This window comes from Citreicella sp. C3M06 (assembly GCF_018860705.1).
Classification (GTDB): Bacteria; Pseudomonadota; Alphaproteobacteria; order Rhodobacterales; family Rhodobacteraceae; genus Salipiger.
In genome coordinates, this window is record NZ_JAHKQA010000041.1 from 14,883 (window position 1) to 31,016 (window position 16,134).

16 protein-coding genes are annotated in these 16,134 nt (G+C 66.1%); 4 read left to right on the forward strand and 12 right to left on the reverse strand.

Going from position 1 to position 16,134, the window contains the following annotated elements; all coding sequences use genetic code 11:
* Window positions 1-57: 57 nt before the first annotated feature.
* The 7 genes from KO516_RS08345 to modA all read right to left on the reverse strand — a co-directional run bounded on the left by KO516_RS08345 (window position 58) and on the right by modA (window position 5,929).
* Window positions 58-789 carry a glycosyltransferase family 2 protein gene (locus tag KO516_RS08345; RefSeq protein ID WP_216003330.1) on the reverse strand — a complete coding sequence of 244 codons (732 nt, stop codon included), beginning with the start codon at window positions 787-789 and terminating at the stop codon, window positions 58-60.
* Entirely contained in the window at window positions 786-1,358 is a 573-nt protein-coding gene (locus tag KO516_RS08350) for a DedA family protein (RefSeq protein ID WP_216003331.1), read from the reverse strand. Before KO516_RS08350 ends, KO516_RS08345 begins: the two co-directional genes overlap by 4 nt.
* Before the next feature lie 3 nt (window positions 1,359-1,361).
* Window positions 1,362-2,468 carry a ceramide glucosyltransferase gene (locus KO516_RS08355; RefSeq protein WP_216003332.1) on the reverse strand — a complete coding sequence of 369 codons (1,107 nt, stop codon included), beginning with the start codon at window positions 2,466-2,468 and terminating at the stop codon, window positions 1,362-1,364.
* Complete coding sequence (locus KO516_RS08360; RefSeq protein ID WP_216003333.1) at window positions 2,465-3,289, reverse strand: UDP-2,3-diacylglucosamine diphosphatase; 825 nt, start codon at window positions 3,287-3,289, stop codon at window positions 2,465-2,467. The genes KO516_RS08355 and KO516_RS08360 overlap by 4 nt, the downstream gene beginning before the upstream one ends.
* Before the next feature lie 132 nt (window positions 3,290-3,421).
* A complete protein-coding gene (modC, locus tag KO516_RS08365) occupies window positions 3,422-4,507 on the reverse strand; it encodes a molybdenum ABC transporter ATP-binding protein (protein ID WP_216003334.1) in 1,086 nt (361 codons plus the stop codon).
* Window positions 4,504-5,190 carry a molybdate ABC transporter permease subunit gene (gene modB, locus KO516_RS08370; protein WP_216003335.1) on the reverse strand — a complete coding sequence of 229 codons (687 nt, stop codon included), beginning with the start codon at window positions 5,188-5,190 and terminating at the stop codon, window positions 4,504-4,506. Before modB ends, modC begins: the two co-directional genes overlap by 4 nt.
* A gap of 1 nt (window position 5,191) precedes the next feature.
* Window positions 5,192-5,929 (reverse strand): molybdate ABC transporter substrate-binding protein, encoded by a 738-nt coding sequence (modA, locus tag KO516_RS08375; RefSeq protein WP_216003336.1) that lies wholly within the window; start codon window positions 5,927-5,929, stop codon window positions 5,192-5,194.
* Window positions 5,930-6,388: 459 nt separating this feature from the next.
* On the opposite strand from modA, the gene KO516_RS08380 reads away from it, so the two are divergent.
* Window positions 6,389-6,991 (forward strand): CDP-alcohol phosphatidyltransferase family protein, encoded by a 603-nt coding sequence (locus tag KO516_RS08380; protein ID WP_216003337.1) that lies wholly within the window; start codon window positions 6,389-6,391, stop codon window positions 6,989-6,991.
* 62 nt (window positions 6,992-7,053) lie between these two features.
* On the opposite strand, the gene KO516_RS08385 is transcribed toward KO516_RS08380, so the two are convergent.
* The 4 genes from KO516_RS08385 to yghU form a co-directional block, all read right to left on the reverse strand.
* Window positions 7,054-7,260, reverse strand: a complete 207-nt coding sequence (locus tag KO516_RS08385) for a cold-shock protein (protein ID WP_216003338.1) — start codon at window positions 7,258-7,260, stop codon at window positions 7,054-7,056.
* A 229-nt stretch (window positions 7,261-7,489) separates the two neighbouring features.
* Window positions 7,490-8,560: a 5-(carboxyamino)imidazole ribonucleotide synthase gene (locus tag KO516_RS08390; protein WP_216003339.1), complete on the reverse strand. Its 1,071-nt coding sequence runs from the start codon at window positions 8,558-8,560 to the stop codon at window positions 7,490-7,492.
* Between the two features lie 60 nt (window positions 8,561-8,620).
* A complete protein-coding gene (purE, locus tag KO516_RS08395; protein WP_216003340.1) occupies window positions 8,621-9,115 on the reverse strand; it encodes a 5-(carboxyamino)imidazole ribonucleotide mutase in 495 nt (164 codons plus the stop codon).
* Window positions 9,116-9,372: 257 nt separating this feature from the next.
* Window positions 9,373-10,227, reverse strand: coding sequence for a glutathione-dependent disulfide-bond oxidoreductase (gene yghU, locus KO516_RS08400; protein ID WP_216003341.1), 855 nt, complete (start codon window positions 10,225-10,227; stop codon window positions 9,373-9,375).
* Between the two features lie 123 nt (window positions 10,228-10,350).
* Between yghU and KO516_RS08405 the strand changes: the two genes are divergently transcribed.
* Complete coding sequence (locus tag KO516_RS08405; RefSeq protein ID WP_216003342.1) at window positions 10,351-12,765, forward strand: ligase-associated DNA damage response DEXH box helicase; 2,415 nt, start codon at window positions 10,351-10,353, stop codon at window positions 12,763-12,765.
* 137 nt (window positions 12,766-12,902) lie between these two features.
* On the opposite strand, the gene KO516_RS08410 is transcribed toward KO516_RS08405, so the two are convergent.
* Window positions 12,903-13,490 (reverse strand): riboflavin synthase, encoded by a 588-nt coding sequence (locus KO516_RS08410; protein ID WP_216003343.1) that lies wholly within the window; start codon window positions 13,488-13,490, stop codon window positions 12,903-12,905.
* Between the two features lie 104 nt (window positions 13,491-13,594).
* On the opposite strand from KO516_RS08410, the gene KO516_RS08415 reads away from it, so the two are divergent.
* Together KO516_RS08415 and KO516_RS08420 are read left to right on the forward strand one after the other, a co-directional pair.
* Entirely contained in the window at window positions 13,595-14,887 is a 1,293-nt protein-coding gene (locus KO516_RS08415; protein WP_216003512.1) for a capsule biosynthesis protein, read from the forward strand.
* A 97-nt stretch (window positions 14,888-14,984) separates the two neighbouring features.
* Complete coding sequence (locus KO516_RS08420; RefSeq protein WP_216003344.1) at window positions 14,985-16,130, forward strand: polysaccharide biosynthesis/export family protein; 1,146 nt, start codon at window positions 14,985-14,987, stop codon at window positions 16,128-16,130.
* The last annotated feature ends 4 nt before the right edge of the window (window positions 16,131-16,134 follow it).

The window sequence follows — 16,134 nt, forward strand, 5'->3', positions numbered from 1 at the left end:
AAAACATGGCTCTTGGTTCTTGCGGCACCAACCGGCTGCAGGGCCTGCGCGCAGGCGTCAGTGATGATCCGAGGCAGCAAGGCCGGGGCCGGGCACCCGTCGCTGGCGCAGGCGGAACACCTGACGCAGCGTTTCCAGCGGCGTGACGGTGTGGAAGATGTCACCAAGCATCGCGGCATCCGCCTTCAGACCCATCAACCAGCCGCCGCGCTTTTCATGCTTCATCGGGCTTTCGACGCCGGGCCAGCGGACCACGGCGATCTTCAGCCCCTGCTCGATCCACAGCCCGTTGATAAACACCTCCAGCCCGAATTTCGGCAGGCTTTGCAGCGCCTCGGCGCGGCTGGCGAGCAACTCGCGGCGCATCACCCGCTCGCCCGAGATGTAATCGATGCCCAGCCCGCGCCAGACCAGCGGCGCATTGCCACGCAGCGACAGCGAGGCATCTGCCCGCCCCTCCAGCACCGGGGCGATCAGCGCCGTCAGCTCGTCATGGTGCAGGCCCAGAAGATCGCTGTCGAGCAGCAGGATATGGCTCGATGTTGCCTCGGCGATGCCGCGGGTGACGGCGCGGGTCTTGCCGCCGTTGCGCTCCAGCCGGATCACGCGCAGATGCGGGGCACGCAGCGCCACCGCCTGCGCGCGGGCGGCGGTGTCGTCACTTGATCCATCGTCGATCACGACGATCTCGTGGATCAGCGGATGATCAAGCACCGCGTCCAGCACCGCGCCGATGCGCGGAGCTTCGTTAAACGCGGGAATGATGCAGCTTAGCGTCGGGGCGGTCATTTCCTTGTATACCTTTTCAGCAGCCAGATGATCCCGGCCAGAAGTATAACGCCGAGAAGCAGCAAAGAGATCCGTGCGATCCAGTCATCTATGCGACTATAAGCCGATCCGAACAGGTAACCGATGGCAACGAAGAACAGGCTCTTGGGGATGGTTGCGATCAGGTTCACCCACAGGAACTTTGCCAGCGGCATCCGCCCTAACCCAGCGGCGACCAGCACCGCCGCCCCCGCCGAATGCGTCCATTTGCCAAAGATCAGCGTGCGCACGCCGCTGCGTTCGAAATGCCCGGCCAGTTTCGACAGGCGGGCGCGGTTCAGCCCCATGCGGTAGCGCCAGCGGATCGGCAGCCGATGCAGCCCCCAGCGCCCGAGCCCATAGAACAGCGCGTCTCCGAAAACATCGGCAAGGATCACCACGATGGCGACGCTCCAGACATCCAGAAGCCCGCGCGAGGCGACCCATGCGGCGATGACGGTCACGATAGGGCCTTCAAGCACCGCAATCGGGGCAAGAAGAACCAGCCCGTCCTTGGCGATCAGGGCTGCAACGGTTTCCAGTCCAAGCAAATGCTACTCCGCGGCTCCCGCCTTGGCCGGGGCCATATCCGTACCGCGCCAGGTGATCTCGCGCCCGGCCCATGTCGCAAGCCACAGCGGCACAAGCAAGAGGTCGCGCACCAGCATGGCGGCAAGATCTCGCCCGCCCGATGGCCAGCCCGCCAGCCGCGCCAGCGCCCATTCCGCGCCATACCACAGCGCCAGCATTGCCGGCAGCCACGCCGCGCCGCCCAGCGCCAGCAGCGCCAGCACCGGCAGTAGCGGCCCCTGCGCGATTTCGGCGGCAAAGATCAGCGGAAAGCCGTCGCGGCGCACCCGGCTCCAGCGCAGCTGGCGATCCCAGACAAAGCGGGCGCTGCGGGCCCCAACAGGCTGGGCGAACAGTTGCGGCGCAAGCCGCACCTGCAGCCCCTGTGCCCGCACCAGCTTGGTCGAGGCGACATCTTCGGCAAGGTTGCGCCCGAGCGCCGCCAGCCCACCGCCGCGTTCCAGCACCTCGCGCTTCCAGAACAGCGTCTTGCCTTGGGCAAAGCCCATGCCCATCGCATCCGCCGCCAGTTGCCAGCGCCCTTGGCTGGTGTTGAGAAAAGCGCATTCCACCGAACCCCAGAAATTCGCGGGCCGGATGCCCGCCGGGGGCGAGGTCACCAGCCCGGTGCGCCCATCCCAGCGGGTGATCAGCCGGTGCAGGTAATCGGGCGGCAGCAGCAGGTTGCTGTCGGTCATCGCCAGCCATTCGCCGCGCGCCTCAACATAGCCCTTGTGCAGGTTGTTGAGCTTGGGGTTGCCGCTGATCGCAGTATCGCCGATCAGCAGGCTGGCCTCGACCTGCGGGTTGTTGGCGATCAGCGCCCGGACCAGCGGCACGGCGGGATCGGTTTCCCGCGCGGCGCAAAAGATCACCTCGTAGCGCGGATAATCCTGCCGGAACGAGGATTCTAGCGTCTCGGCATCGAAGGCATCGACGCCGCAGACCGGCCGCACCAGCGAGATGAACGGCAGCGTGTCATCCACCGGCTCGCTCGCCGCGCCGCGCCGATAGCGCCACGCGGCCAGAGCGGCGGTCAGCAGATGCACCGCAAGGATCCCGAGCAAAGCGGTCAGCAGAAAGGTGGTCATGCCAATCCCTCCGCCAGCGCGCCAGCATTGCCCCGCGCGGGTCTCCCAGCGGGCAGTTGCGCGGGGACCGGCACATGCTGGATAAGGCTCAACGCGCCAGAGCCGTCTTCGGCCAGCGCGGTCAGGCTGTCGATCCAGTCGCCGCAATTGGCATAGACCACGCCATCGTGGCGGCGCATCCCCGGCTTGTGCGAATGCCCGCAGATCACCCCGACGGTGCCGGTCGCGCGCGCCAGCTTGACCAGCCGCTTTTCGAACCGGTCGCCCATCGCCAGCAGCGCGTTGGCGCGTGTGATAACGGCCTGCGCATAGCTTGCGGCTTCCGGCTGCAGGCGGCCCCGGCGACGTTGCATCTCGTCGGCCTGCCGCAGCAACGCGTCCAGACGGCTGCCAAGCCGCGTCATGAAATGCCAGCGCAGGAAGCGCGGGTCGCACTGATCGCCATGCAACACCAGATAGCGGCGGCCGTCGGCGGCAGTATGCACCGCGGCTTCGCGCAGCTCCCAGCCCTCGACGCGGGCGTCCGGCTCGCGCATCCGCGTGTCGTGATTTCCCGGAAGATAGACAATCCGCGTTCCAGCCTTTGCCCGCCGCGCCAGATCGTCGAGCACCGCATCATGGGCATCGCCCCAATGCACCCGCCCGCCGTGCCAGAGGTCGAAGATATCGCCGACAAGATAGATCGTCTCGGCCTCGATGCCATTCAGAAATTCCAGCACCATCCAGGGGCGGCTTGCCCGCGCTCCAAGGTGAAGGTCGGACAGGAACAGGCTGCGCAAGCTGTTCACGGGCTTGGCGGAACCGCCAGATATGGGCGCCATCGGGAATGTCCTTGTTCGCTCGCGGGCCTTATCGCGCGGGCGTGTATCGGGAGTATGACGCTTATAAACGTATGATCCTTGATGTCGGTTCCAAGCATCCACCGCGATTTTTCTGCAACGCGGCGCTGCGCATCAGATCGGGCCGGTGATGCTTTGCGGTGCGACCGAGACGGCCTTGAGAACGGCAAACACCTGTGCGCCCTCATGCAGGCCCAGCGCCTTGGCGGATCGCCGGGTGATGCGGGCCAGCAGCAGCTGGCCATCGACATCAAGCTGCACCAGCGCACCCGGCCCATTGCCAAGGCGCAGCGTGCTGACCTGCGCGGGCAGCACGTTCAGCGCCGAGATCTCCTCGGGGCGGCGGGTGGCGATCATCACGTCCTGCGCTTGGATATGCACCCGCACGCCCGTGCCGACAGCGCCGCTGATGCGCGGCACCAGCAGGCGCAGCCGGCCCGCGCCCAGTTCGGTGATGCCATCGGCGTGCTGCGCCGCGATGCGCGCCTCGAGCATCGCCCCCGCCGCCCGCGCGCCCAGCGGGGTGATCGACGGATCGCCAAGGATCTGCGCCGCCGGGCCCTGCGCGCTGACCCGCCCGCCATCCAGCGCCACCACCGAGGTCGCAAGCCGCGCCACCTCGGCCGGGGCGTGGCTGACATAAAGCACCGGCACGCCGCCATGATCGCGCAGCCGTTCGAAGTAGGGCAGGATCTCGGCCTTGCGCGCCTCGTCAAGCGCAGCAAGCGGCTCGTCCGCAAGGATCAGCGCCGGTTTCGACAGCAGCGCCCGCCCGATGGCAACGCGCTGGCGCTCGCCGCCCGACAGCTTGCCGGGGCGGCGCTCCAGCAGCGCGCCAATGCCCAGCATCTCTACGACACGGGCAAAATCTGCCGAATCGGTGCCCCCGGCGAACCAGCCACCATAGCCAAGGTTCTGCCGCACGCTCAGATGCGGGAACAGACGCGCGTCCTGAAAGATATAGCCGATGCGGCGGCGATGCGGCGGCAGCGCGATGCGCGCATCGCTGTCATACAGCGCCCGCGCGCCCAGCGTGATGCGCCCGGCGTCGGGCCGCGTCAGCCCTGCCACCGCGTTGATGATCGAGGTCTTGCCCGACCCCGAACGCCCGAACAGCACGGTCACGCCCTGCGGCGCCTCGAACCGGGCGTCCAGATGGAACGCGCCCAGCGTCTGGCGAATGTCGACCGTCAGGCTCATCTGCCCGCCACCCGCGCGGCAACCCGGCGCGACAGCAATTCAGACAGCAGCAAGGCCGCCATGGCGATGATGACCGACACCGCCACCAGCCGCAGCGCCGCGCCCTCGCCCCCCGGCACCTGCAGAAAGGCGTAGATCGCCGAGGGCAGCGTGCGCGTCTCGCCGGGAATGTTCGACACAAAGGTGATGGTGGCGCCGAATTCCCCCATCGCCTTGGCAAAGGCCAGCACCGCGCCAGCAAGGATGCCCGGCAGGCTCAGCGGCAAAGTCACCGTGGCAAACACCCACAGGCGCGAGGCCCCGAGCGTTCCGGCGGCCTCTTCAAGCTTCGGGTCCACTGCCTCGATCGACAGGCGGATGGCCCGCACCATCAGCGGAAAGGCCATGATCCCCGCGGCCAGCGCTGCCCCCGTCCAGCGAAAGGCGAAAACGATGCCGATCTCTTTCAGCGCCGCGCCAATGGGGCCGCGCGTACCGAAGGTCAGCAGCAGCAGATAGCCCGTCACCACCGGCGGCAGGATCAGCGGCAAGAGCACCAGCCCGTTGACCAGTTGCTTGCCCGGGAACGACCAGCGCGCCAACGCAAAGGCGGTAAAGATGCCGAGCGGCAGCGCCCCTAGCGTCGCCCACAGCGCCACCTTGAGCGAGAGCAGAACCGCCTGCCATTCCTCGGGGCCCAGCATGTTACGGGGTCAGCACGGCAAAGCCCTGCGCCTCGAAGGCGGCGCGCGCCTGCGCGCCTTGCAAGAAGGTCAGGAAATCCAGCGGATCGCCCTCGGCGATGGCGGCGACGGGATAGACGATGGGGGCGTGGCTGCTTTCGGGAAAACTGCCGAGGACGACGACCCGTGGCTCTGCCACCGCATCGGTGGCGTAGGTGATGCCCAACGGAGCCTCGCCCGCCGCGACCAACGCCAAAGCCGCGCGCACATTGTCGACCTGCGCAACCTGCGGCACAACGGCCTCCCACAGACCAAGCGAGGTCAGCGCCGCCTTGCCGTAGATCCCGGCGGGTACCGAATCGACCAGCGCCATCGCCAGCTTGCCCTCCCCCAGCATCCCCGGCAGATCGAGCGCGGGCGAGATCTCCACCGGTGCGCCCAGCCCGATCAGCACCAGCCGATTGCCAAGCAGATCGCGCCGTGTGTCCGCGTCGATCAGTCCCTCGCCCTGCAAGACATCCATCCATTGCTGGTTGGCCGAGATGAACACATCCGCTGGCGCTCCCGCCTCGATCTGCCGCGCCAGCGCCGACGAACCCGCCAACGAGACACGCGCCGTATTGCCGGTTGCGGCGGTGTAGGCGGCCGAGATGTCATCCATCGCGGTTTTCAGGCTGGCGGCGGCAAAGACCGTGACGGTCTCGGCCTGAGCCGCCGCTGCGGTCACGGCAAGCAGGGCGGCGATACAGGTCAGGCGCATGGCATCCTCAACTGATGGCGATCGCCGGTCATATCGGCATGGCGGCGGCGCGTCCGCAAGCGTTAATTCCCAAAGGAAATATCGCCCGGCACGGCCAGAGGCTGATCCAGCGCCGCCAGAGCCCCCACCCCTGCTGTTCCAGCGCCCCGTACTGCTGCAGCACTTGCGCGCGCCCAGCGCGGCGCACCACTCGGCGTTCACAACGTCGACAAGGCTGCATGGCCCGCTTGTCGCGCATCGACATGGCGCGCCCGGCGGCCCCGATGGAGCCGGTGCGCGGATCAACGACAACAGTTCGGCCTTGCCGAGGCCAAGCATGGCGTCCTTGCCAAAGACCAGGCGCAGACGGGTGTCACGCTCGGGTCGGGCTGGGGTCATACACGAAAGCATGACCGGGGCGGACTTGCACATGCAAGTCGCCTGCGGTTCAGTGGAACGCCCCATCCCGGAAGGATGCCAATGTTCGACGCTCGCCTGCTGCCCCTGCAACGCCGCCTGCTGCACCCTGTGGCTCGATGGCTGTATTTGCGCGGCGTCTCTGCCGATGCGATCAGCCTTGTCGGCTTTGCCTTTGGGGCCGCCGGAGCGCTGGCCGCGGCATACGGGGCGTTTGGCTTGGCCCTGGCGGGCATTCTGGCCAACCGTATCGGCGACGGGCTGGACGGCGAGGTCGCGCGCATGGCAGGCGCCACCGACCGGGGCGCGTTTCTGGATATCGCGCTGGATTTCGTGTTCTATGCGCTGGTGCCACTGGGTTTTGCCGTGGCCGCGCCGCAAAACGCCCTGCCCGCAGCCCTGCTGATCGCCAGCTTTGTCGGAACGGGATCGTCCTTCCTTGCCTTTTCGGTCATCGCCGAGCGGCGCGGATTGCAGGCACAGGACTACCCGTCAAAGGGCATCTTCTACCTTGGCGGCCTGACCGAAGGCACCGAGACCATCGCGGTTCTCATCGCCATGTGTCTCTGGCCGAGCGCCTTCCCATGGCTGGCGGGCGGCTATGCGCTGGCCTGCAGCCTCACCACGCTGACTCGCTGGTACGCGGGCTGGACGCTGCTGCGCTAGGCGGGCACGCAATAGGCGCGCCCCCGGCAGGGGCGCGCCTCATGCTTCCGCTTGGCAGAAATTCAGAGCAGTTCGAGGTTGATCGCGCTGTCGCGACCGTCGCGGCCGGACTGAAGCTCGAACGACACCTTCTGGTTGTCCTGCAGGCCAGTCAGACCCGAACGTTCAACTGCCGAAATATGGACGAACACGTCCTTGCTGCCCCCATCGGGAGCGATGAAGCCGTAGCCCTTGGTGGTGTTGAACCACTTGACGGTGCCGGTTGCCATGGTCCTGGACCCTTCCTTGTAGATGCTGCCCGCGAGACTGCGGCAGCCTGGCCTTGTCGTCATGTTCGAGAGACACAGGCCGTATGGTTGGGTCGTCGAAGTAGAAGAACGTAAGCCCTCATATTATCTCATGAAGCCTGATTCGGTGCAACAGAGTTGCGCGCCCATTCGCAACCTATGGTAGAGGGACGCGCAATTTTCGCGGCAATCCATTTGCAGGCAAACGGCCTTAGCCCCGGACGATCCGGTTGACATGACCCATCTTGCGCCCCGGCTTCACAACAGCCTTGCCGTACAGATGAATGGCCGTTTCGGTCTCTTGCGCCAGCTCTGGCAGCTTGTCCATGTCGTCGCCGATCAGGTTCTCCATCTGCACGTCCGCATAGCGGCTGCCATCGCCCAAAGGCCAGTCGGCCACAGCGCGGATATGCTGTTCGAACTGGTCGATCACGCAGCCATTCTGGGTCCAGTGCCCGGAATTGTGCACCCGCGGCGCGATCTCGTTCACCAGCATGCCTCGCGAGGTCACGAACAGCTCGACCCCCATGACACCGACGTAATTGAGCGCATTGAGGATCCGCGCCGCCAGCAACACCGCATCGGTGCTTTGCCGCCCCGACAGGCGCGCGGGAACCGTGGTGGTGCGCAGGATGCCCATGCTATGGATGTTCTCGCCGGGATCGAAACAGGCGACAGACCCCTCGGCGCTGCGTGCGGCAATCACCGACACCTCGTAGTCGAATTCCACGAACCCTTCGAGGATCGCGGGCGCCCCCTTCATCTCGGCCAACGCCGCTTCGGCCTGATCGGGGGAGTCGATGCGCACCTGCCCCTTGCCGTCATATCCCAGCCGCCGGGTCTTGAGGATCGCCGGGCAGCCGATCGCCCCAAGCGCCGCCTGAAGGTCCGCAAGACAGGTGATGTCAGCAAAGGGCGCGGTGGTCAGGCCCAGATCGGTGAGGAAGGTCTTTTCCACCAGCCGGTCCTGACTGACCCGCAGCGCTTCGCGCCCCGGACGGATCGGGCGCAGCTCCTGAAGCAGGTCAAGCGCCTCGGTGGGAATGTTCTCGAACTCGTAGGTGATGACGTCGACCGACTCGGCAAAGGCGCTGAGCGCCGCCACGTCGTCATACCCGGCGGTGGTCACCGCATCGGCCACCTGCGCGGCTGGCGGGTTTTCCGACGGCTCGAAAATATGGCTGCGAAAGCCAAGCCGACTGGCCGCAACCGACAGCATCCGGCCAAGCTGGCCGCCGCCGAGAATGCCGATGGTCGCGCCTTGAGGAAGGGGATTGGTCATGAAAGCCTCCGTGCTGCCGTTGCGGCGTTGTCCCGCGAAACGGGCGCCGCCGCAAGCCGGTCAGTCGCGGACCGGCTCATCGGGGATCGATGCCGACAGCGCCTCGCGCCACGCATCGAGCCGTTCGGCCAGCGCCGGATCGTTCAGCGCCAGAATGCCCGCCGCCATCAGCCCCGCATTGGCCGCCCCGGCCCCGCCGATCGCCATGGTCGCGACCGGAAAGCCGCGCGGCATCTGCACGATGGAATACAGGCTGTCGACCCCGGACAAGGCCCGCGTCTGCACCGGCACGCCGATCACCGGCACACGGGTCTTGGATGCCATCATGCCCGGCAGATGCGCCGCCCCCCCGGCGCCGGCAATGATTGCCTGAAGCCCGCGCCCGGCGGCCTCCTTGCCATAAGACCAAAGCCGGTCCGGCGTGCGATGCGCGCTGACAATCCGCGTCTCGTAGGCCACGCCCAGCTCGTCGAGAATGCGCGCCGCTTCCTCCATCGTGGGCCAGTCCGACTGGCTGCCCATGATGATCCCGACCTTGACCTGTTGTTCCGACATCCCGTGTCCTTATCGCGAAAGAGACCCGTATCATAGCTGGCCGCGCAAGCTTGTCCATGCACGGTGCCGCCTGCTCCTTGCATCGCGCCAGCGTCGTCGGCAGAGGGGGCGCTGCCCCCCGCGCGATGCGCTCCCCCCGGGATATTTTTGGCCAGAAGAAGCACGGGGCATGCAGTGCCGGGCCTTCTTCTGGCTTCAAATATCCCCGCCGGAGGCATCCGACCTATCGCCAGGCGCAGCGCAGGGTCGGTTTGTCGTCAGCCGATCTTGTCCTGCGTTCTTGTCGCGAAATCCTCCGCGGAATGACGCTCGCGCAGTTGTTCCGACGGCTCGCCATTCATGGCATTGACCATGCGGCCGCGTTGCACGGCGGGGCGCTCGCCGATTTCGTCGGCCCAGCGGATGACGTTCTTGTAGATCCCGACGTCGAGAAACTCGCCGGCATTGTAGGATTTGCCGTGCACCGTCCGCCCGTACCACGGCCAGATGGCGATATCGGCGATGGTGTAGTCATCGCCCACCATGAAGCGATTCTGTGCCAGATGCTTGTCGAGCACATCCAGCTGGCGCTTCACCTCCATTGCAAAACGGTTGATCGGATATTCCATCGGATAGGGCGCATAGGCGTAAAAATGCCCGAAGCCGCCACCAAGGTAAGGGGCCGACCCCATCTGCCACATCAGCCAGGACAGCATCTCTGCGCGCTTGTCGCCGGTCGCAAGGAAGGCTTCGAATTTCTCGGCCAGATGCAACAGGATCGCCCCGGATTCAAAGACTCGCACCGGCGCCGCGCCGCTCCGATCGATCAGCGCGGGAATTTTGGAATTGGGGTTCACCTCGACAAAGCCGGATCCGAACTGGTCGCCATCCGCGATCTTGATCAGCCAGGCGTCATATTCCGCCGCGAACCCGGCCTCAAGCAACTCTTCGAACAGGATCGTCACCTTTTGCCCGTTCGGCGTGGCAAGGCTGTAAAGCTGAAACGGATGCTCTCCGACCGGCAGCGCCTTGTCATGCGTCGCCCCCGAGACAGGCCGGTTGAGCGAGGCCCACTGGCCCCCGTTCTCGGCATCCCATGTCCAGACCTTCGGCGGTGTGTATTCTTCGGTCATCCCGAGCTCCTGTATGTTGTTTTGCAGAACCCTAGCCTGCGTGACCAGGAATGCCAGACCCAGCGCTGTTCGCTGACGCACAGGTCGCTTCGCTTTCGCCGCGCATGCGCTATCTGTGGTCGCATGGATACGCTTCCCCTTGCCCTTGAGAACTGGTTCGCGGCGCGCGGCTGGCAGATGCACCCGCATCAGCGCGACATGCTGGCGCGGGCCGATGCGCCCTGCCTGCTGCTGATCGCGCCGACCGGGGGCGGCAAGACGCTCGCGGGTTTCCTGCCGACGCTGGCCGAGCTGACCGCGCAGCCGCGCGGCGGGCTGCACACGCTTTATGTCTCGCCGCTCAAGGCGCTGGCCAGCGACATTCGCCGCAACCTGCTGATCCCTATCGAAGAAGCGAACCTGCCGATCCGGGTCGAGGACCGCACCGGCGACACCCCGTCCAGCCGCAAGCGCCGCCAGCGCGTTGACCCGCCGCAGATTCTGCTCACCACGCCGGAATCGCTGGCGCTGCTGACCAGCTACGAGGACGCGCCGCGCATGTTCGCCGGCCTGCAACGGGTGGTCATCGACGAGATCCATGCGCTGGCCGAAAGCAAGCGGGGCGATCAGCTGATGCTGTCACTGGCGAGGCTTCAGACCCTATGCCCTGATCTGCTCCGCGTCGGCCTGTCCGCCACGGTCGAAGACCCGCAAGCCATCGCCCGCCTGCTCGCCCGTGCCCCCGACCCCTGCGAGATCCTGCTGGCCGATCCCGGCCCCGAGCCCGACATACAGATGCTGACCACCGATGCGCCACCGCCATGGTCGGGGGGCGGCGCGGCCTATGCCATCCCGGCGGTGCTGGACGAGGTGAAGCGCCACAACACCACGTTGATTTTTCACAATACGCGGGCACAGGCCGAGATATTCTTTCACAAGCTCTGGCTTGCCAATGAAGACGCGCTGCCCATCGGCATCCACCACGGCAGCCTCGACCGTGCCCAGCGCGAAAAGGTCGAGGCGGCGATGGTGAACGGCGATCTGCGCGCCATCGTCTGCACTGGCTCGCTGGATCTGGGCATTGACTGGGGCGATGTGGATCTGGTGATCCAGATTGGCGCCCCCAAGAACGTCAAGCGGCTGGTGCAGCGCATCGGGCGCGCCAACCACCGCTACAACGCGCCGTCCAAGGCGCTGCTGGTGCCCGCCAATCGGTTCGAGGTGGTGGAATGCGTTGCCGCGCTCGAAGCGGTGCGCGCGCATGATCTCGACGGGGAATGGCGCGGGCGTGGGCCACGTGATGTGCTGTGCCAGCACATCCTGATCGCCGCCTGCGCCGGCCCGTTCGACGCCGGGGCGCTTTATGCCGAGATGTCCTCGGCCGGGGCCTATGCGGACCTGACACGCGCCGAATTCGACGCCTGCCTCGATTTCTGCGCTACGGGCGGCTATGCGCTGCGCGCCTATGACCGCTGGCAGCGCATCCTGCTGCGCCCGGACGGGCTCTGGCAACTGCGCGACCCGCGTGCAGCGGCGCGTATCCGTATGAACATCGGCACGATTCAGGATACCGACACGCTCAAGGTCCGCTGGCGCGGGCGCGGCGCGCCGCTGGGCGAGATCGAGGAAAGCTTTGCCGCCTCGCTGACCAAGGGCGATACCTTCCTGATCGGCGGCCAGATCGTGCGCTACGAAGGGCTGCGCGAGATGACCGTGGAGGTCACCCGTGACGCGGCGAAGAAACCCAAGATCGCCACCTTCATGGGCACCAAATTCGCCACCTCAACGCAGCTATCGCACCGCATCCTGCGCATGTTCGAACAGGGGCATTGGCCCGAACTTCCGGCTCATACCGCACAATGGCTGGCGCTGCAGCGCGAGGTATCCCAACTGCCGACCGAAGGCCGCCTGCTGATCGAGAGCTTCCCCCATGACGGGCGCGAACAGCTCGTCGCCTACGGCTTTGCCGGGCGCAACGCCATGCAGACACTGGGGCTGCTGCTGACCAAGCGGATGGAGGAGGAAGGGCTGGCCCCCATGGGCTTTGTCGCGTCGGATTACGCAGTACTGATCTGGGGGCTGGACGCGGTGATCGACCCTGCTCCGCTGTTCGATCTGGAACGGCTCGAGGCCGGGCTGGAAGGCTGGCTACAAGGCAACGCGGTGATGAAACGGACCTTCCGCGCCTCGGCAACCATCGCCGGACTGATCGAGCGCAACACCGCAGGGGCCCGCAAGAGCGGCCGTCAGGCAACCATGTCGTCGGATATCCTGTATGACACGTTGGTGAAATACGACCCCGACCACCTGCTGCTGCAGATCACCCGCGAAGAGGCAATGCGCGGGCTGGTCGATTTCGCGCGCATTCGCGAGATGTGCGCACAGGTGGAGGGGCGTATCGACCTGCGCCGCCTGTCGCGGGTATCGCCGCTGTCCGCACCCCTGCTTCTGGAGCCGGGCCGCGTGCCGGTCCGAGGCTTGGCCGAAGAGCGGCTGCTTGAAGAAGAGGTGACGGCGCTGCTCGAGATTTCCGGCCTTGCGCAGATATCAACCGCCTGAGGGGGGCCAGCCCCCCGCCTGCGGCTCCCCCCGGAGTTTACTTGGCAAGATGAAGATGGGGCGCGGCGCCAGCCCCTTCATCTTGCCAGAAAAACTCCCGCCGGAGGCCGGCCGGAGATAGCGGCCTCGCGCGGCGGTCAGGAATACTCGGCAAGGCGAGCCACGTAGCGCGCCATGGTGTCGATCTCGAGGTTGACCTTGTCGCCCACTGCCACGCTGCCCCATGTGGTGACGTCCTTGGTGTGGGGGATGAAGTTGATGCCAAAGACCGATCCTTGCACTTCGTTCACCGTCAACGAGGTGCCGTTCAGTGCCACCGAGCCCTTTGGGGCGATGAACCGCGCCAGATCGTCGGGCGCGCGCAGCTGCACCCGCGTGCTGTCGCCTTCATCGGTGAGCGAAACCACCTCGGCCAGGCCGTCGACATGGCCAGAAACGATGTGCCCGCCCAATTCGTCGCCGACCTTCAGCGCGCGTTCGAGGTTGACGCGGCGGCCCGGTTCCCAAGTGCCAAGGTTGGTCTTCGACAGTGTCTCTGCCGAGATCTGCATGTCGAACCAGTCATCCCCGAGCGTGACCACCGTCAGGCAGACGCCATCGCAGGCGATGGACGCACCGATGTCGATGCTGCCCGTGTCGTAGCTGGTGCCGATACGGGCGGTCAGATCACCCGCTTTCTCGAGGGCGCGGATCTCGCCCATATCCGTTACGATGCCGGTGAACATCACTTGCCTCCATCCCGCGGCGCGGGTCTTAATTTCGCCGGAAAGCCGCGCTAGGCTTCGGCAGTCCTTTTATCCATTACCGGGGCACCCTGACCATGGCAACCATGCCAGATGCCACGCCCGCAGGCCGCGTCTTTCTGTGCCTGCAAGGGCCGCACGGGCCGTTCTTTCATCGCCTCGCCGGAATGCTGCGGCAAGCCGGGGCCGAGGTTTGGCGGGTTGGGTTCAACGCCGGCGACCGGGCGTTCTGGTTTCATCCGGGCAGCTACATCGCCTTCGACGCCCCGCAAGCGGAGTGGCCGGACGCCTTCGCACGGCTGCTCGAGGAAAAGCGTGTCACGGACCTTGTAATCTATGGCGACACCCGCCCGATCCATGCCGAGGCGGTGCGGGCTGCCAAGGCGCGCGGGCTAACGGTGCATGTTTTCGAAGAAGGCTATATGCGGCCCTATTGGGTGACATATGAGCGCGGCGGCGCCAACGGGCATTCGCGGCTGATGCGGATGAGCGTCGCCGACATGCGCTGCGCTTTGGCGAAATCCGACATGGAGGCGCCGCTGCCCCCCGGCCATTGGGGCGACATGCGCCAGCATGTGTTCTACGGCGCGCTCTACCACTGGTTCGTGATGTTCCGGAACGGCGCCTATCGTGCCTTTCGCCCGCATCGCACCTTGTCGGTCGGTCAGGAATTCCAGCTGCACGTCAAGCGCCTGCTGATGATGCCGCTGCACCGGGCCGAGCGGCTGCTGGAAACCATGCGCATCCGGCGCGGCGGCTTCCCCTATCACCTCGTGCTGATGCAGCTTGAGCATGATGCCAGCTTTCGCGACCATTCGCCCTTTGGCTCGATGACCGAGTTTGTCGAGCTGGTGATCGACGGTTTCGCCAAGGGCGCGCCCGGCCACCATCACCTTGTCTTCAAGGCCCACCCGCTGGAAGATGGCCGCGCCCCGGTGCTGCGCGCCATCCGCGACGCCGCCAGCCGCGCTGGCATCGCCCACCGGGTGCATTTCGTGCGCGGCGGCAAGCTGGCGCGGTTGCTGGACGATGCCCGCAGCGCGGTGACGGTGAATTCCACCGCCGGGCAGCAGGTGCTGTGGCGCGGCATCCCGCTGCGGGTCTTTGGCGATGCGGTTTATGCCAAACCGGATTTCGTCTCGGCCCAGCCTCTGCCCGAGTTCTTTGCAAGGCCGACCCAGCCCGACAACCGCGCCTACCGCGATTTCCGCCGATATCTGCTGGAAACCAGTCAGGTTCCGGGCGGGTTCTATTCCTCGCGCGGGCGGCGACAGCTGCTGCGGCTGGTGGTCGACATGATGCTTGGCCCCGACGATCCCTACGATGCACTGACCCGGGGAACCGCGGCCCCTCGGCAACAGTTGCGCGTCGTGCACTGACCCTCCTCCCCCCTCGTGCTGGATTTGGAACAGTATTTTCGATACGTTAACTCAAAAATTCGAGGCATAAGAATTAACGGGTCGAGGAGACCGAGCAGTGAAACCATCCACCAAACGATGGGTGAAGACCGTCGCGTTGCTGGCCGCCGTGTCGCTTCTTGCGGCTTGCGCCCTGCCGCGGTCTGGCCCCAACAAGCGCGAGATCTTTGCCGGCTCCGTCCAGCGTGAGGGCGATTCCTTTGTCGTCTCCGTCAACGACCGGGTGACCCGCGCCACCGCCCTTGTTCCCGCGCTTGGCTTTTCCGAAGGCTTCCGCAATGCCTCCATGCTCGGCTCGGACACGATCCGGGCTGGCGATACCCTTGGCTTGACGGTCTGGGAAAACGTCGACGACGGGCTGCTGGCGGCGGAAGCGGCCAATGCCACGGTGCTTGAAGAAGTACAGGTCGACGGCTCCGGTTTCATTTTTGTGCCCTATGCGGGGCGCATCAAGGCGGCGGGCAACACCCCCGATGCCATCCGCCGCGTGATCACGACGAGCCTCTCCGACCAGACCCCCGACCCGCAGGTCGAGGTGCGCCGCCTTGCCGGGGACGGCTCGACCGTCAGCCTGCTGGGCGCGGTCGGCGGACAGGGCATCTATGCGATCGAGCGCCCGACCCGTACGCTGGCCTCGATGCTGGCCCGCGCCGGCGGCATCACCATCACCCCCGAAGTGGCGCAGGTATCGGTCACCCGTGGCAACCAGACCGAAAAGATCTGGTTTCAGGATCTGCACAAGCAGCCCGGCAATGACATCGCCCTGCGCGGCGGCGACAAGATCCTTGTCGAACAAGACACCCGCGCCTTTACCGCGCTGGGGGCCACTGGCACGCAGGCCCGCGTGCCCTTCGAAACCCAGACCCTGTCGGCGGTCGAGGCCATCGCCACCGTGGGCGGTCTGCTGCCTGCCTCGGCGGACCCGACCGGCGTCTTCGTACTGCGCAACGAGCCTGCCGAGATCGCCAACCAAGTGCTGGGCCGGTCCGATCTGATCGGTGCGCAGCGCATGGTCTATGTGCTTGACCTGACCAAGCCCAACGGCATGTTCATGGCCCGTGATTTCGTGGTGCGCGATCAGGACACGCTTTACGTGACCGAAGCGCCCTATGCCCAGTGGGCCAAGGTGATTTCCGCCCTGACCAGCCCGCTTGGCGCTGTCAGCACCGTGGCCAGCACCGCCGCCGTCATCAACGGAAGCTGATCCT

Bases quoted from the DNA above. Each gene is read 5' to 3' on its own strand.
- KO516_RS08345 (WP_216003330.1), bottom strand. From the start codon at position 789: ATGACCGCCCCGACGCTAAGCTGCATCATTCCCGCGTTTAACGAAGCT.
- KO516_RS08355 (WP_216003332.1), bottom strand. From the start codon at position 2,468: ATGACCACCTTTCTGCTGACCGCTTTGCTCGGGATCCTTGCGGTGCAT.
- KO516_RS08360 (WP_216003333.1), bottom strand. From the start codon at position 3,289: ATGGCGCCCATATCTGGCGGTTCCGCCAAGCCCGTGAACAGCTTGCGC.
- modC (WP_216003334.1), bottom strand. From the start codon at position 4,507: ATGAGCCTGACGGTCGACATTCGCCAGACGCTGGGCGCGTTCCATCTG.
- modB (WP_216003335.1), bottom strand. From the start codon at position 5,190: ATGCTGGGCCCCGAGGAATGGCAGGCGGTTCTGCTCTCGCTCAAGGTG.
- modA (WP_216003336.1), bottom strand. From the start codon at position 5,929: ATGCGCCTGACCTGTATCGCCGCCCTGCTTGCCGTGACCGCAGCGGCG.
- KO516_RS08380 (WP_216003337.1), top strand. From the start codon at position 6,389: ATGTTCGACGCTCGCCTGCTGCCCCTGCAACGCCGCCTGCTGCACCCT.
- KO516_RS08385 (WP_216003338.1), bottom strand. From the start codon at position 7,260: ATGGCAACCGGCACCGTCAAGTGGTTCAACACCACCAAGGGCTACGGC.
- KO516_RS08390 (WP_216003339.1), bottom strand. From the start codon at position 8,560: ATGACCAATCCCCTTCCTCAAGGCGCGACCATCGGCATTCTCGGCGGC.
- purE (WP_216003340.1), bottom strand. From the start codon at position 9,115: ATGTCGGAACAACAGGTCAAGGTCGGGATCATCATGGGCAGCCAGTCG.
- yghU (WP_216003341.1), bottom strand. From the start codon at position 10,227: ATGACCGAAGAATACACACCGCCGAAGGTCTGGACATGGGATGCCGAG.
- KO516_RS08405 (WP_216003342.1), top strand. From the start codon at position 10,351: ATGGATACGCTTCCCCTTGCCCTTGAGAACTGGTTCGCGGCGCGCGGC.
- KO516_RS08410 (WP_216003343.1), bottom strand. From the start codon at position 13,490: ATGTTCACCGGCATCGTAACGGATATGGGCGAGATCCGCGCCCTCGAG.
- KO516_RS08415 (WP_216003512.1), top strand. From the start codon at position 13,595: ATGCCAGATGCCACGCCCGCAGGCCGCGTCTTTCTGTGCCTGCAAGGG.